This window comes from Acinetobacter sp. 226 (assembly GCF_048147925.1).
In the GTDB taxonomy this organism is placed as follows: domain Bacteria; phylum Pseudomonadota; class Gammaproteobacteria; order Pseudomonadales; family Moraxellaceae; genus Acinetobacter; species Acinetobacter pecorum.
In genome coordinates this window covers 14157-28491 of record NZ_JAYWYX010000013.1, presented here as the reverse complement: position 1 = coordinate 28491, position 14335 = coordinate 14157, and the positions used below count along the sequence as shown (strand labels likewise).

Genomic DNA, 14335 nt, shown 5'->3' with positions numbered 1-14335 from the left:
TGATGTCTTTTCATCCTGAGTATTTCGATGTCCTCCACTGAAATTATTCCAAGCCTGCAATTGAATACCCGAGGTTTACGTTGTCCCGAGCCGGTAATGATGTTGCATCAGGCGATTCGTAAATCCAAAGCTGGCGACGTGGTTGAGGTGTTTGCCACGGATAATTCAACGTCTTGGGATATTCCAAAATTCTGTATGCATCTGGGGCATGAATTGCTATTGCAGGAAGAGCGACTGGATGAAAATGGCAATAAAGAATTTCATTATTTAGTGAAAAAAGGCGGCTAATTCTGCCAAAATTTTATGCATTTCGTGTACTGATAATTTTGAATTGATCTTGAAAATAAACCCGCTCTGAGGCGGGTTTATTTTATCTTGATTTATAACTTACATATTTGGATAGTTTGGACCACCGCCACCTTCCGGTGTCACCCAGGTGATGTTCTGGGACGGATCCTTGATGTCACAGGTCTTGCAGTGCACACAGTTGGCTGCATTGATCTGGAAGCGCTTGGAACCGTCATTATTTTCCATGATTTCATACACCCCCGCCGGGCAGTAACGCTGTGCAGGCTCATCCCATTTCGGCAGGTTCACTTCAACCGGGATGGATGGATCAGTTAGTTTCAAATGCGAAGGCTGGTTTTCTTCATGGACCGTGTTCGACACAAACACTGAAGACAGGCGGTCAAAGGTCAGCTTGCCATCCGGTTTTGGATAGGTCGGCTTGAAGTTCACTGCATCGACAGTTTTTAATGCCTTGAAGTCAGGCAGCAGATCATGCAAGGTGAACGGTACTTTAAACACGTTCTGGTCGATGAAGTTGAATGCACCACCCATCCATTGACCGAACTTGTGCATCGCAGGACCGAAGTTACGCGAGCTGTACAGCTCTTCTTTCAGCCAGCTATGGTTGAACTTGTCGGTATACGCGGTCAGTTCCTTGACAAAGAAATCTTCGCCCTCTACAACACGCGCCACCGCCAGATCACCGCCTTTTTCTACACCCGCAGCAATGGCTTCAAATACCGCTTCACCGCAGAGCATGCCGGATTTCATTGCTGTATGAGAACCCTTGATCTTGGCGAAGTTCAGGAAGCCGGCATCATCCCCAATTAAAGAACCGCCCGGGAAAGTAAATTTCGGCAGCGAGTTAAAACCACCTTTGGTCACGGCACGGGCACCATAAGAAATGCGCTTGCCACCTTCGAGATACTGCTTGATCAGCGGATGGGTTTTCCAGCGTTGCATTTCCATGAACGGATACATATGCGGGTTTTCATAAGAAAGATCCACGATCATGCCCAGGGTCACCTGGTTATTTTCAGCATGGTAGAGCCACCAGCCACCTGAAGAACCGGTTTCATTCAATGGCCAGCCGGCACCGTGCATCACCAGACCCGGCTTGTGCTTGGCCGGATCGATTTCCCACAGCTCTTTAATCCCGATGCCGTAATGCTGCGGATCGGCGTCCTTGTCCAGGTTAAACTTCTGGATCAGGCGCTTGCCTAAATGACCACGGCAACCTTCAGCAAATAACGTGTATTTGGCATGCAGTTCATAACCCGGAGTAAAGTTATGTGTCGGTTCACCATCTTTACCAATACCCATATCACCGGTCTGGATGCCTTTTACCGTGCCATCTTCATGATAAAGAATCTCCGAGGCAGCAAAGCCCGGGAAGATCGACACTTCCAGTTCTTCGGCTTTCTGGCCTAACCAGCGCACCACGTTGCCGAGCGAGATGACATAGTTGCCATCATTATGCATGGTTTTTGGCACCATCCAGTGTGGTGCTTCCTGTGATTTTTCATCTGACAGCAGGAAGAAGGTTTTATCTTCAGTCACCGGGACATTCAGCGGGGCACCCTGTTCTTTCCAGTCCGGGAACAGCTCGTTCATGGCACGCGGTTCAAGCACCGCACCAGACAGAATATGTGCACCGACTTCGGAGCCTTTTTCTACGACACAAACGGACAGATCGTTTAAGTTGTTTTCAATTGCAAGTTGACGGATTTTGATCGCAGCAGAAAGACCCGCAGGGCCTGCGCCTACGATGACGACGTCAAACTCCATCGATTCACGTTCGATGTGTTCCATGTAGGACTCCTCATATTACTATTCGGTGGCAACCATAATCATATGATTGGGTGCTGCCATAAGTGTTCTTGGTTCCTAGACACAAAAGTACTGGTGTCTTTGATAATCTGGGCTAGTATAGTTTTAAACCCAGTTTTAGCCAATTGGCTGAAACATATTATTTTTCCGTCATTAAGGTCTTCTTTTATGGATAAGCCAGTACCCAGCACAAATCCGACGAAAAAAGTAACTTCTTCCGATGATAAAAATTTAATGGATATCGCACAATACTTAAAAGATGCACAGGGCAGTCACAAAAGGTCAATACCCCCTTTGGAGCAATGGCAGCCAAAGCATTGTGGCACAATGGATCTCAAGGTTTTAGCCAATGGAGAATGGTGGCACGAAGGTCAATTGATCAAGCGTCAGCCCATGATTGACCTGTTTGCAACGGTGCTCTGGAAAGAAAACGATAAATTCTATCTAAAAACACCGGTAGAAATGATTGAAATTGAAGTTGAAGATGAACCTTTATTTGTCAATCAGGTCGATCGGGTTGAGATCAATGGAGTGAACTATCTGCAACTGGGCACGACTACCCAAGACCTGATTATTGTCGATGTCGAACATCCGATCTTTATGCGTGAATACAAAGGTGAGTTGCGGCCTTATGTGCATGTGCGTTTCGGGATTAATGCCCTGATTCAGCGTGCGGCATTTTTACATCTGGTCGAGATGGGAGAGCTTGGGGAAAATCCGGCAGGTGAAACCGTTTTAAGTTTGAAAAGTGGCGATTTAGACTTGCATTTGAGCACCTGAGGTTTAAGCTTGTTCGCTAGAATTTTAGCAACAAGCCCCCTGCAACGTTATGAGCGCTATTCAACCAATTTCCAAGCTATTGGACCCGATGCCCAATGCCACGGCAGATGCCCCGATTGGTATTTTTGACTCAGGCGTAGGCGGCTTGTCGGTCGCCCTAGAAATTGCCCGGTATTTACCCAATGAGCGCTTTGTCTATTATGCAGATACTGCCCATGTTCCTTATGGGCCGAGAGAGGATCAGGAGATCCGCACCCTGACGGCTCAGGCGATTGAATGGCTGTATCGTCAGGGTTGTAAAGTTGCAGTGGTGGCTTGCAATACCGCTTCCGCTTTTAGTCTGGATTATTTACGTGAGCATTATGGTGAAAACTTTCCGATTATCGGTTTGGTGCCCGCACTTAAGCCGGCTGTGCTGAATACCCAGTCAAAAACGGTTGCAGTACTGGCCACACCTGCAACCTTCCGCGGCCAGCTGATTAAAGATGTGATTACCCGTTTTGCCGAACCCGCTCAAGTCAAAGTCCTGCCGGTCACCAGTCTGGAGCTGGTGCCTTTTGTGGAGGCCGGAGAGCAGATGAGTGAAGCCTGCTTGCAGACATTAAAAGAGATTTTACAACCTGTTATAGATCAAGGCGCTGACTATTTAGTGCTTGGATGTACACATTACCCCTTCCTAAAATCGTCAATTCAGTATATTTTTGGTCAAAAGCTGACATTAATTGACTCAGGATTCGCAGTTGCAAGACAAACGGCCCGAATTTTAATTAAAAATGGGTTATTATTTGAGCATAAGTCTGGCAAAAGTGTAACGATTGAACTGGTGGTGAGTGGGCAGAATGCTGAACAGCTCCGACCGATTTTGCAGCACCTGATTCCGGCCGATATAAAATGGCAGGTCAGTAACATGAGTGCAGTCTAAAGCTCATTTTTATAATTTAAAAAGAACTATATTTTTTAATTGGGGTGGCCATATTGCGTAAGGAAACATGTACTTATGCATGTTTACGCAAATGTACAGGAGAAGAGGATAGCCCATGCTGGATAAACGATACCAAGTGTTCATCTCAACCTCTGGGGCAGAAATGCAACCGGAGCGTATCATTTTGTCTCAAACACTGGTGGGAATGGGATTTTTCTCGTGGGGGCTGGAACAGCGTACACCGCTGAATACTGCATTTGCACGCCGCCAGATTGATGACTGTGATTATGTCGTGATTTTGCTGGGTAGCCAGTATGGGGAGCAGTCAGTTTCGGGTGTCGGCTATATGCATCTCGAATATATTTATGCAGTGACCAAGCAAAAGCCGATTATTGTATTTATGCATGATGATCCGGCTTCACGTGAAAGTGCATTGCATGATGCCAAACCGGAATTAAAAGAAAAATTCAGGGAATTCCGTCAACTGCTACAGCAGGAAGTGGATCAGGTATTTACTTACCGTAGTCTGCGCGATCTGGAAATGGCAGTGCGTTTTAATATGCCACAGATGCTGGAGCGCTATCCGGTAACGGGCTGGGTACGTCCGCAAAATACCCAAGCCCTGCATGACGAGATTGACCAGCTTAAAGCGAAAGTCGCGCAACTGGAACGTGATGGCGGAACAGCTCAGCTCGATCCATTCTTAAGCCTGCCCAAAGTGGCGATGCATGAAGTTTTTTCTTTTGAATACCGGATGCATGCCTATCAGGATGGTAACTTCAAGGAAATCAAAATCCAGAAAAAACTCACCTGGGCACAATTATTGGCATTGCTGGGCTCAACCTTTGTCAATCCCACGCCTGAAGAGTTTTTCTCAAAGCGCATGAATGAATATCTGAATGAAACCGGCCTGCCGGATGCGCGGGTGCAGATGCCACGAGCGCATGCTGTCGCGCGTGCCCAGATGAATATTCGTGCCTTGCATAGTTTAAAAATTCAAATGCGCCAGAATGACTGGATTGTGCCATCTGGTCGTGATGACCGCCAGCGCATGCTGTGGCAGATTACCCCAAAAGCGCAAAAGTTGCTGGACAGCAGCTTGCTGGATTTAGATCGTACTTTTCAATATAAGTCAGCGTATTAATCCATATAAAGAATAAATAAAAAGCTGTTAAAGTACAGGGGTTGATATCCTGACGGACGAACTGAATGTATTCTACTGCTAAAGCGAAAGTGACGATTATATTGGCAAACTTGGGCACACCAGATGAGCCTACGATTCCTGCGGTACGCCGTTTTCTCAAGCAGTTTTTATCCGACCAGCGTGTGATTGAGATTCCCAAACCGATCTGGCAAATCATCCTGCGCTTATTCATTTTGCCCTTCCGTCCAAAGCGGGTTTCACAGGCCTATTCACAAGTATGGGGACAGGATTCACCGATGCGTGAAATTCTGTTTGAGCAGGTCAGCGCAGTCAAGACACATCTCACCCAGCTGTATCCACAGTTTGAACTGAATGTGGTACCCGCCATGACCTATGGCAATCCCAGCATTCAGGATGTCTTGGCACAAGTCTCCGCGCAGCCACAGGAACACGTGATTCTATTTCCCCTGTTTCCCCAATATTCAGCCACGTCGACTGCACCTTTATACGATGCACTGGCGAAATGGGTAGTTCAACAGCGCAATTTACCCGGTTTGACAGTGATCCGGGATTATTATCAACATCCTTTATTTATCCAGTCGCTGGCTCAAAGTGTACGGGACTATCAGGCAATTCATGGTCAGCCAGAAAAATTGTTAATGTCTTTCCACGGCATTCCACAGCCCTATGCCGATAAAGGCGATCCTTATGCCGACCGTTGCCGCATCACGGGCAAATTGGTGGCGGAAGCACTAGGTTTAAATGAAGATCAATATGCGATCAGCTTCCAGTCGCGGTTTGGTAAACAGGAGTGGATCAAGCCCTATACCGATGTTTTACTTGAAGATTGGGCGAAGCAGGGGGTGAAATCCATTCAGGTGATGAGTCCTGCATTTTCTGCGGACTGTCTGGAAACGCTTGAAGAGCTGGCAATAGAAAATGCCGAGACCTTTAAAGCAATGGGTGGCGAAAGCTATCGCTATATTCCGGCATTAAATAGCCGTGAAGATCATTTGCGATTGCTCAATAGTCTGCTTCAGGCTAATCTGGATGCATTGACACAGACACTTGCCCATTAACTTGCCCGAGGTTTTTCACCCCATGTTACAAGTCAAAATTGTTCCAGTTACTGCCTTTCAGCAAAACTGTTCGATCATTTGGGATGCGGACACCAAAGAAGCCATTTTGATTGATGCAGGAGGCGAACCTGAAAAACTGAAAGCTGAAGTGGAAGCATTGGGTTTAAAGGTTAAGGCCTTATGGCTCACTCATGGCCATCTGGATCATGCCGGGGCGGTGGGTGCATTAAAAAAGGTCTGGAATGTACCGGTAATCGGACCGCATAAGGAAGATGCATTCTGGCTTGACATGATTCAGGAAGTTTCGGCACGTTATGGTTTTCCGATTCCGGAAAAAGTCGAAGTGACCCAGTGGCTGGAAGGTGGTGAAGTGCTGACCCTTGGCAATGAAGAATTTGAAGTGCGTTTTGCCCCAGGACATACGCCGGGTCACGTGATGTTCTATAACAAAAATTATGACTTGTTATGGACAGGTGATGTCTTGTTTAAAGGCTCAATTGGCCGCACCGATTTCCCGCGTGGCAACCATCAGCAGCTCTTAGATTCAATTCAGCGTGAATGTTTCAGCCTGCCAGATGAAACTCGATTTATTTCAGGACATGGGCCGATCAGTACCATTGGTTTTGAAAAGCAGCATAATCCTTTTGTTGCAGGTAAAGCGGGTTAAAACTTTGAGCCCGGGATTGATGAGCCAGCTTTATCAGTCCCGTTGAAAGGACTCGCTATGTAACTGTCTTAATTCCAACACAATCAGACTGGCTGCCAGAATCAGCAAAAAACCAATTGTAATGATCAGAAGATCGAAAGGATAAATCCCCAAACTCACCAGACTGAAGCTGACAAATAGAAAAAATAGGATTTTTAAGCACCAAAGCCCTCTCGCTTTCTCCGTTACATAATTTTTTAATATTTATAGTTATTACCTCTGTTTGCCCAGATAGGCCATTATTTAAATAGCAGTTGTTAAAAATAATCTAGGGGGTATTATTATCTTGAGAGTATAGCTTGAAAATATTAGTTGTTGTTTTTTATTGATAAACAATTAAATTTTTTATTTGCGGTAAAATGGGTACACTTGTACTTTTATCGGGCAAGGTGAAAACTAGGAGACCTAGTCTATTAACAGGAAAGGATGAGATTTCTCCAAAAATGAATCTGATTGAAGGCTAGCGAACAGCATGCAGTGTGATTTAAAAGGGCCAGAAACTACTCATATTCTATTTATTTAAGGTTAATCAATGGACTTGATTAACCTTGGGATGAATGATTTAAATATAAAGAGCATCTAGCATTTTATTCTTCGCTGTTATCGGCTTGTGGTGCATCCTGGGTAGGCAAACTATATTCTTCATTGGCCCAAGCACCTAGATCAATCATCTTGCAACGTTCTGAGCAAAAAGGACGGAATTTATTATTTTCCCATGTGGTCAGCTTGCCACAGCGCGGACAGTTTAAAGTGGTGGGCATGACAATAACTCCAAAGAAAAATAAAGGTTCGATTAGGCAAATATAGCCGCACTTGTTAGACTTATGCAGTTTTTATTAGTTTGATCTGATTATGCCGATTCGTCAATTTCAAGCACAGCGTATGCATGCGCCCCGTGAGTTTCAAAGCATCAGTCCTGAACCGGTCTGCGTTGAAGTGGGAGCGGGTAAAGGTAAACATGCCTTGTTATTCAGCAAGAACAATCCCGACACTCAACTGATTGCAATTGAACGTACCCGTGAAAAATTTCTGGCGATGCAAAAACAGCATGCTGTTGAGGGTCAAACTAATTTACAAACCGTTCATGCCGATGCTTTACCGTGGATCGTGCATGCACTGTATCCGCAGCAGGTAGAACAATTCTTTATTTTATATCCAAATCCTGAACCGCATAATCCGGCACAGCGCTGGGTCAATATGCCATTTTTTGAGTTTCTGCTTTCGCGCCTGAAAACCGGGGGAACGATTACTTTGGCCAGTAATATTCCTGCCTATATCGAAGAAGCAGAAATACAGGTGCGAGAGCTCTGGAAGCTGCCTTTTGTCAAAGAAGTGATCGCTGCAGATTCGGCGCGTACCCATTTTGAAATTAAATATCTGGAACGTGGCGAATTATGCCAGCAACTGATCATCAGCAAGCCTGAAAGCTATGTAACGCGCTTTGATGATTTCCAGCCTTTACAAGGGCAGAATGCCACCGTAGCGGAATAAGCAGATGAGCAAACGCATTGCTATTGTGGGCGCAGGCCCCGCAGGCTTAATGGCAGCAGAAGTGCTCAGTCAGTTTGGGTATGAGCTGCATGTCTATGAGCAAAAACCGTCTGCTGCACGAAAATTCCTGATGGCAGGCAAGACCGGCCTGAATATTTCCCATGCCGAGCCTGTGCCACAGTTTGTACAGCGTTATGATCAGGTGGAGTGGTTGTCTCCCTGGATCAAACGCTGGGATGCGTTCTGGATTCAAGACTGGATGAAACAGCTCGGTATTGAACCTTATATTGGTTCATCCGGCCGGGTATTCCCGACTGAAATGAAAGCCGCACCCTTGCTGCGTGCCTGGCTCAAGCGTTTGGCCCGTGATGGCGTTCAGTTTCATTACCGGCATAAAGTCAGCCAGTTGCAGCAGCAACAGCTTGAGCTGCATGATCTGAAAAATAATGAACGCCGCACTGAAGATTTTGATGCCATTATTCTGGCTTGTGGTGCAGTGTCCTGGTCAGCGTTGGGTAGTGATGGTGCATGGCAAACCTGGTTAAAGCCGGATGAAATTGAGCCTTTCCAGGCCAGTAATGCCGGAGTGGAATATCCCTGGTCCCGGTTTATGCAGCCAGTCTTTGGTCAGCCGCTGAAACGTGTTGCAGCATGGGTCGGGCAAGGTGAAAAGACCGTTGGCGATATCGTAATTAGCCATTACGGTCTGGAAAGTGGCCTGATCTATAAGCAGGGTCGGAGTTTACGTGAGCAGCTGAAACAGGGCCGAAACATGCAGCTTAGTCTGGATCTTTTTCCTGACCAAAGTGTTGAACAATTGACGAAAAAACTACAGCCAAGCAAGAAGCAGTCTTTAAGTAATGTCTGGCGTAAAGCCGGACTGGATGGTGCCAAGGCGGCTTTAGTACGGGAATTGGTAGCCAAGCCATTATGGCAAGATACTGCTGCATTAGCCGAGCAGATGAAGCATTTGACCATTCCACTCACCGGCTTTCGTCCGATTGAAGAGGCGATCAGCTGTGCCGGTGGTGTAAGGCGTGAAGTGTTGTCGGAACAGCTGCAACTCAAATCCAACCCGTATGTTTTTCTGTGCGGGGAAATGCTGGACTGGGATGCACCGACAGGCGGCTATCTGTTGACCGCCTGTTTTGCCACAGGTCGCGCGGCAGGTGAAGGTGTACATCAGTTTCTCACAGCACATTAACTCATTTTATGGTCAGGACGGACAGGCATTTATACTGAAATACAGCATCAATAGATCTGACCTTGTTGATCCATGCTGTTTTAAAGCTGCGAATAGCTTAGATTGTTTTTGTATTTTATCTAAGCCGTGTGCCATTCTAGCATCCTGGACTATTCCTTCACTTGCCGGGAAGCTGGTTCTTTCTTGGCAAGGTCGGGGTATTGCAAACGCCAGTGTTCCAGCTGCTCTTGGGCATGCAGGTATTTCCCCAGTCCTTTGACGTTCTCACTGGCTTCATTTACAGTCGCTGCCTGAGTCGGCGGACTATTGAGCAACTGTTCCTGATGTTCCCAGTACTGATACATCAACCCTTGAATATAACGGCCCTGTTCGGTTTTCAGCTCTAAGGCTTTTAGCATGTTCAGGGCAGACTGGACATGATCCCGCTGCCGTTGCTGGACAAATTCTGCTGTCATATTTTCATCGTCGCGCATGCTGTTTAACTCTTTTTCCAGATCACTGCTCATTTCCTGAAAACGCTGTTCATAATCCATCAATGCGGCAATATCGTGCGGATCATCGGCAGTTTTGGGAAATTCTTTGAGCGGTTCGGTTTTCAGTTCCTGCATGACCTGATCTGAAGCCATGTTATCTGTTGGAGTTTCAGCTGGAGTTTCGGTCGTTTTCTGGTCACATGCCATCAGAAGCATGGCTGCGGCGAACAGTAGCGTTCGTGTTATTCCTGGTATTTTTTGCATGATCGCCTCCTGTTTTTAAGTACTTTTCTTGAACACATAGATATGGGTGATATACGGAAAATCTATCATTTCTTCTGCGCGTTTGGCGGTATATTGCTGAATGATCTGTTCAAATTGTTGTTTTAAATGGGCCTGCTGCTGTACGGGCAGGGCTGCAATAAAGCTGGTCGAAAGCAGCCGTTTGGATACTACCTGTTCCACACAGCCATGCTGTTGCTGAGCCATTGTGGTTTCTGCATAGGGCTGAAATAGCGTTTGCTGTGTAAAGACCTGGCGCCAGGCGCCGCTATGATAGCGTGGCGTATCGCCTTCCAAGGGGGCAATACAATCGGCCAAGGCCTGAACCCAGTCGACCCGAGTATCGCGCTGATTCCAGATTAACACCAGATAACCCTGTGGTTTGAGTACCCGGGCGAGTTCTTGCAAGGTCGCAGTGTCGGCAAACCAGTGAAATGACTGTGCACAAAATACCGCATTCAGGCTATGATCGGGCAGGGGAAGCTGCTGGCTAGCACCTTCAATCGCATGAATGTCCGGATGGGCCAGTTTTAATTGAGCCAGCATTTCCGGGACAGGATCAATCGCGTTAATATGGGTACTCAGCGAGCGTAAATAGGGGATAAACTTGCCGGTGCCACAGCCCAAATCCAGAAGATGTGCATCTGCAGGCAAAGCCAGCGTTTCACTGAGCCACTGGCTGATTTCTGCCGGATAATCGGGACGCACTTGCTGATATAGCTCAGCCGACGCACTAAAACCCCGTTTTGCTGCCGGATGTAATGATTGTGTCATATTTTGCGCTTTTTAATCTTTTCGATCCCTATAAAATAGCATATTCACTTTTTTGACAGCGTTCATTGACTGAATTGTTGTGGAAGGGTTCGTTTTACCAGTACGGGAAAGTTATGGACAAGCAGATTGTTTTTGAAGATGAACATATACGCGCGATTTTTATGCCGGGATCTTCTTCAGAACTGATTTTTTCATTTGGCGATTTGATTACCCGTGCCAAGGGCCTCAACATCAATGCAGAAAAGTCACTGTCAAAATTTGAATTTAATGTCATTGGCATTATGCCCAAGCATAAATCCTGGTTTCCACAAGGTTCCATGTGGAACATGCTACAGGCAATTGCTGAACTGATCGCGCCGTTTCAGCAGCGTATTGCATATGGCGGCTCGATGGGTGGCTATGCCGCGATCAAATATTCCCGTGCCTTGGGCGTGCAACGGATGGTGGCGATGGTGCCACAATATTCGATTGATCCGGAAGATGTACACGATGCCCGCTACAACATGTTCTATCAACCAGAGCTGAATGCCGGAATGCGGATTGATGCTGAAGACATTGATCCGGCCTGTGAATATATTATTGTCTATGATCCTTACTGTGCCGAAGATCGGGCGCATTATCTGAAATTAGCAGCGTTGATCCCGCATCATCATGTGTTGCATTTGCCTTTTACCGGGCATGATGCCATCGCGGTTCTGGCCAGTTCCGAACTGCTGTATGACTTTTTGCTACATGAATATGAGCCCACTTATTTCTACCAGAAAATGCGCCGGGTCAAGAAAAACAGCAAGTTCTACTACCGCAAGGTAATCGAAAATGTCTTGCCACGGCATCGTATGGCCTTGGGGCAGATTCTGAAAAATAACGATCTGCAACTGGATAACCAGTTTTTTGATGCCAGCCAGAAACAGGTGATTTTGCGGGAATTGTTACGCAATAAGCAGGTCGATCAGCATGACCTGCTCAAGCTCGGCATTCATGTGAATTTGCCGCAGGAAAATCGTCAGTTGCTGTTGGACCAGTATGGACATGGTCTGGTATTTAATGTCATCAGTCATAAAATTGAAAGTTATGCAGAAGGTGCAATTGCACTAAACCATAAATTCCTGCTTCCGATTTATGCCAAAGGTAACGGTTTACTGAGTATTAACCTGAATGATGAACGTTATCTTGTGGTGATGAACGACCGGCATATCATGAAACTGATCAAGGAACAGGATGAGCTCAGTCTGGGCATGCACCCGATTTTAATGAAGCGCTATAGCGATTTTTATATGTTTAGCTATAAGCAGCTGAATCTGAGTACCAATGAATATGGTGCTGCTGTTTTTATAGACGATAGTGACAAAAATACGCATTTTGTGACACACAGTGAGATAAATTAACTAAAAATTTATATAAAAAACAATTACTTGACATGTGATGGGCTTGGCATAATATAGAGATAAGCGGTATAAATAATAAATCAATAATACCGTTCCCGATGGTTAAAACGAAGAAGGGGATCTCTATGATGCGAGCAACTTGGATGATGCAAGTATGTTTTATCTTCGGTTTGGTTCTGCCCAATCTGGCATATGCAGAAAGTGTGCATCCTGCGGTGATTATGGTCAGTGCATCCGTCATTTTTATGATTATTCTATCCGTGTATGTGGTGTATCGAATCCGCAAGTCATTACGTAACCATATGGATAAACCGCTGGATTAATTGTTCCAGGCTGGAAACAGGTTGAAAAGACTCAATGACTTGTTTTAAATCACAAGAATAGATTGTCAAACAGGATTGAGGAAACAGCCGTGAAAGCCGTTTATTTAGATTATGCTTCTTTAGACCAGCAGGATTTGGACTTTCAGGAACTGCATGCAGCATTTGACCAGCTTGTCTTGTATCCTGCCACCTCGGCCAAAGAGGTGCAGTCTCGTGTAGCCGATGTGGAGGTCATCATAACCAATAAAGTTGTGATCGATGCAGCTACCATTCAACAATGCCCTGAGCTTAAACTCATTTTAATCTCTGCAACCGGTACCAACAATGTCGACCTTACGGCGACCAAAGCACGCGGGATCGTGGTATGTAACTGTCAGGCCTATGGCACTTCGGCAGTCGCGCAGCATACCATCATGCTGATGCTGAATCTGGCAACTTCATTCCTGTCTTACCAACGTGCGTTACAACAAGGCGAGTGGCAAAAAGCCAGCCAGTTCTGCTTGCTGGATGCGCCCATTGTCGAGCTAGCCGGAAAAACATTGGGCATTGTCGGTTATGGCGAACTGGGCCATGCGGTGGCGAAACTGGCCGAAGCCTTTGGCATGAAAGTGCTCATTGCCGCGCTGCCAAATCGTCCGGCGGATGCATCGCGTGTACCATTTGCCGAGCTGCTTGCTCAAGTCGATTTTTTAACTTTGCATTGTCCACTCACCGAAGATACCCGCCATTTAATCAGTTATGCTGAACTGGATGCAATGAAAAGCAGTGCATTTTTAATTAACTGTGCGCGTGGGGGTATCGTCGATGAAGCTGCTTTGGCTGAGGCTCTACGTGCAGGCAAGATTGCCGGTGCAGCGACAGATGTTCTAACGGTAGAACCACCAAAACAGGGCAATGTGCTACTTGATTCAACAATTCCCAACCTGATTGTGACGCCACATAATGCCTGGGGCAGTGTCGATGCAAGACAACGGATTGTGGATCAGATGGTGGAAAATGTAGCAGCATTTAAACAAGGTCAGCCGATCCGACAGGTCAATTGATTTCAAAATGCTGATCATGTTAGATCAGCATTTTTTTTGGTTTTCTAGCGTAATGTACTTGGACAACAGTGTAGAAAATTCGTCTTGTACGAGTTGGGAGTTGGGATTGAACACTACTTCCTGATAAATACGTTTGGACTCAGGTACTTCCTGATCAGGGAATTGACCATAAGAAGTTCGATAGTCAGTTTCCAACATGTGAATCAGGCGATTTTTTTGAAAATAAGCCGTTCGATAGCTATAAATAGTTTCTCCATAGATACCAATCGTTAACTTGCACATGCCCGTTAACTGATAGAGATCCGCTTTATTGCCTTCAGCAGATTTAAATTCATCTTCCTCGAGATATTCAATATGCTGAATTTTTTGGCCTTCAGCTTTATGCGTATATCGATTTGCAGTAGAAAGGCTTGGGATCGGGGATAATTCATCATCAATTGCAGCAAGAGTCGTGACAGTTTCGCCAGAAACCAATAAGGTGATGTATAAAATTGTGACACCACAAATAATACCGACAATAAAACTAAAGAGAACTTTTTTCATTTTTATTATTTTCTAATTATTTTATTTAAGTTAAGTCTAAGGAAAGCTTCAAATATATTTAATGACAT

General features: G+C 45.8%; 16 protein-coding genes. 11 read left to right on the top strand and 5 right to left on the bottom strand.

Annotated elements, in window-relative coordinates; genetic code table 11:
* The first annotated feature begins 27 nt into the window (after nucleotides 1-27).
* Nucleotides 28-288: a sulfurtransferase TusA gene (gene tusA / locus VXP95_RS07805; protein WP_416681128.1), complete on the top strand. Its 261-nt coding sequence runs from the start codon at nucleotides 28-30 to the stop codon at nucleotides 286-288.
* Between the two features lie 99 nt (nucleotides 289-387).
* On the opposite strand, the gene VXP95_RS07800 is transcribed toward tusA, so the two are convergent.
* Complete coding sequence (locus tag VXP95_RS07800; protein ID WP_064094928.1) at nucleotides 388-2100, bottom strand: electron transfer flavoprotein-ubiquinone oxidoreductase; 1713 nt, start codon at nucleotides 2098-2100, stop codon at nucleotides 388-390.
* Between the two features lie 186 nt (nucleotides 2101-2286).
* Between VXP95_RS07800 and VXP95_RS07795 the strand changes: the two genes are divergently transcribed.
* The 5 genes from VXP95_RS07795 (at nucleotide 2287) to VXP95_RS07775 (ending at nucleotide 6710) form a co-directional block, all read left to right on the top strand.
* Nucleotides 2287-2898 carry a DUF1285 domain-containing protein gene (locus tag VXP95_RS07795; RefSeq protein ID WP_416711800.1) on the top strand — a complete coding sequence of 204 codons (612 nt, stop codon included), beginning with the start codon at nucleotides 2287-2289 and terminating at the stop codon, nucleotides 2896-2898.
* A 49-nt stretch (nucleotides 2899-2947) separates the two neighbouring features.
* Nucleotides 2948-3820: a glutamate racemase gene (gene murI / locus VXP95_RS07790; RefSeq protein WP_064094926.1), complete on the top strand. Its 873-nt coding sequence runs from the start codon at nucleotides 2948-2950 to the stop codon at nucleotides 3818-3820.
* Nucleotides 3821-3935: 115 nt separating this feature from the next.
* Nucleotides 3936-4964, top strand: a complete 1029-nt coding sequence (locus VXP95_RS07785) for a DUF4062 domain-containing protein (protein WP_416681126.1) — start codon at nucleotides 3936-3938, stop codon at nucleotides 4962-4964.
* Between the two features lie 65 nt (nucleotides 4965-5029).
* Nucleotides 5030-6043 (top strand): ferrochelatase, encoded by a 1014-nt coding sequence (gene hemH / locus VXP95_RS07780; RefSeq protein ID WP_144724202.1) that lies wholly within the window; start codon nucleotides 5030-5032, stop codon nucleotides 6041-6043.
* 22 nt (nucleotides 6044-6065) lie between these two features.
* Nucleotides 6066-6710, top strand: coding sequence for an MBL fold metallo-hydrolase (locus VXP95_RS07775; protein ID WP_144724201.1), 645 nt, complete (start codon nucleotides 6066-6068; stop codon nucleotides 6708-6710).
* 626 nt (nucleotides 6711-7336) lie between these two features.
* Here VXP95_RS07775 and VXP95_RS07770 read toward each other — a convergent pair.
* Entirely contained in the window at nucleotides 7337-7510 is a 174-nt protein-coding gene (locus VXP95_RS07770) for a DNA gyrase inhibitor YacG (RefSeq protein ID WP_416681124.1), read from the bottom strand.
* Nucleotides 7511-7595: 85 nt separating this feature from the next.
* Between VXP95_RS07770 and VXP95_RS07765 the strand changes: the two genes are divergently transcribed.
* Nucleotides 7596-8240, top strand: a complete 645-nt coding sequence (locus VXP95_RS07765; protein ID WP_171254905.1) for an SAM-dependent methyltransferase — start codon at nucleotides 7596-7598, stop codon at nucleotides 8238-8240.
* A gap of 4 nt (nucleotides 8241-8244) precedes the next feature.
* Nucleotides 8245-9444: a TIGR03862 family flavoprotein gene (locus VXP95_RS07760; RefSeq protein WP_416711799.1), complete on the top strand. Its 1200-nt coding sequence runs from the start codon at nucleotides 8245-8247 to the stop codon at nucleotides 9442-9444.
* 149 nt (nucleotides 9445-9593) lie between these two features.
* Here the strand turns inward: VXP95_RS07760 and VXP95_RS07755 are convergent, their stop codons facing one another.
* Together VXP95_RS07755 and VXP95_RS07750 are read right to left on the bottom strand one after the other, a co-directional pair.
* Nucleotides 9594-10181 carry a hypothetical protein gene (locus tag VXP95_RS07755; protein WP_416681121.1) on the bottom strand — a complete coding sequence of 196 codons (588 nt, stop codon included), beginning with the start codon at nucleotides 10179-10181 and terminating at the stop codon, nucleotides 9594-9596.
* 15 nt (nucleotides 10182-10196) lie between these two features.
* Nucleotides 10197-10973 (bottom strand): class I SAM-dependent methyltransferase, encoded by a 777-nt coding sequence (locus VXP95_RS07750; RefSeq protein WP_416711798.1) that lies wholly within the window; start codon nucleotides 10971-10973, stop codon nucleotides 10197-10199.
* Nucleotides 10974-11086: 113 nt separating this feature from the next.
* On the opposite strand from VXP95_RS07750, the gene VXP95_RS07745 reads away from it, so the two are divergent.
* From VXP95_RS07745 to VXP95_RS07735, 3 genes are all read left to right on the top strand, one after another.
* Complete coding sequence (locus tag VXP95_RS07745) at nucleotides 11087-12358, top strand: hypothetical protein (RefSeq protein WP_416711797.1); 1272 nt, start codon at nucleotides 11087-11089, stop codon at nucleotides 12356-12358.
* Nucleotides 12359-12483: 125 nt separating this feature from the next.
* On the top strand, nucleotides 12484-12681 hold the full coding sequence (locus tag VXP95_RS07740; RefSeq protein WP_081406315.1) for a hypothetical protein: 198 nt from the start codon (nucleotides 12484-12486) through the stop codon (nucleotides 12679-12681).
* A gap of 89 nt (nucleotides 12682-12770) precedes the next feature.
* A complete protein-coding gene (locus VXP95_RS07735) occupies nucleotides 12771-13724 on the top strand; it encodes a 2-hydroxyacid dehydrogenase (RefSeq protein WP_416681118.1) in 954 nt (317 codons plus the stop codon).
* A 24-nt stretch (nucleotides 13725-13748) separates the two neighbouring features.
* On the opposite strand, the gene VXP95_RS07730 is transcribed toward VXP95_RS07735, so the two are convergent.
* On the bottom strand, nucleotides 13749-14267 hold the full coding sequence (locus VXP95_RS07730; protein WP_144724196.1) for a hypothetical protein: 519 nt from the start codon (nucleotides 14265-14267) through the stop codon (nucleotides 13749-13751).
* Nucleotides 14268-14335: the final 68 nt, after the last annotated feature.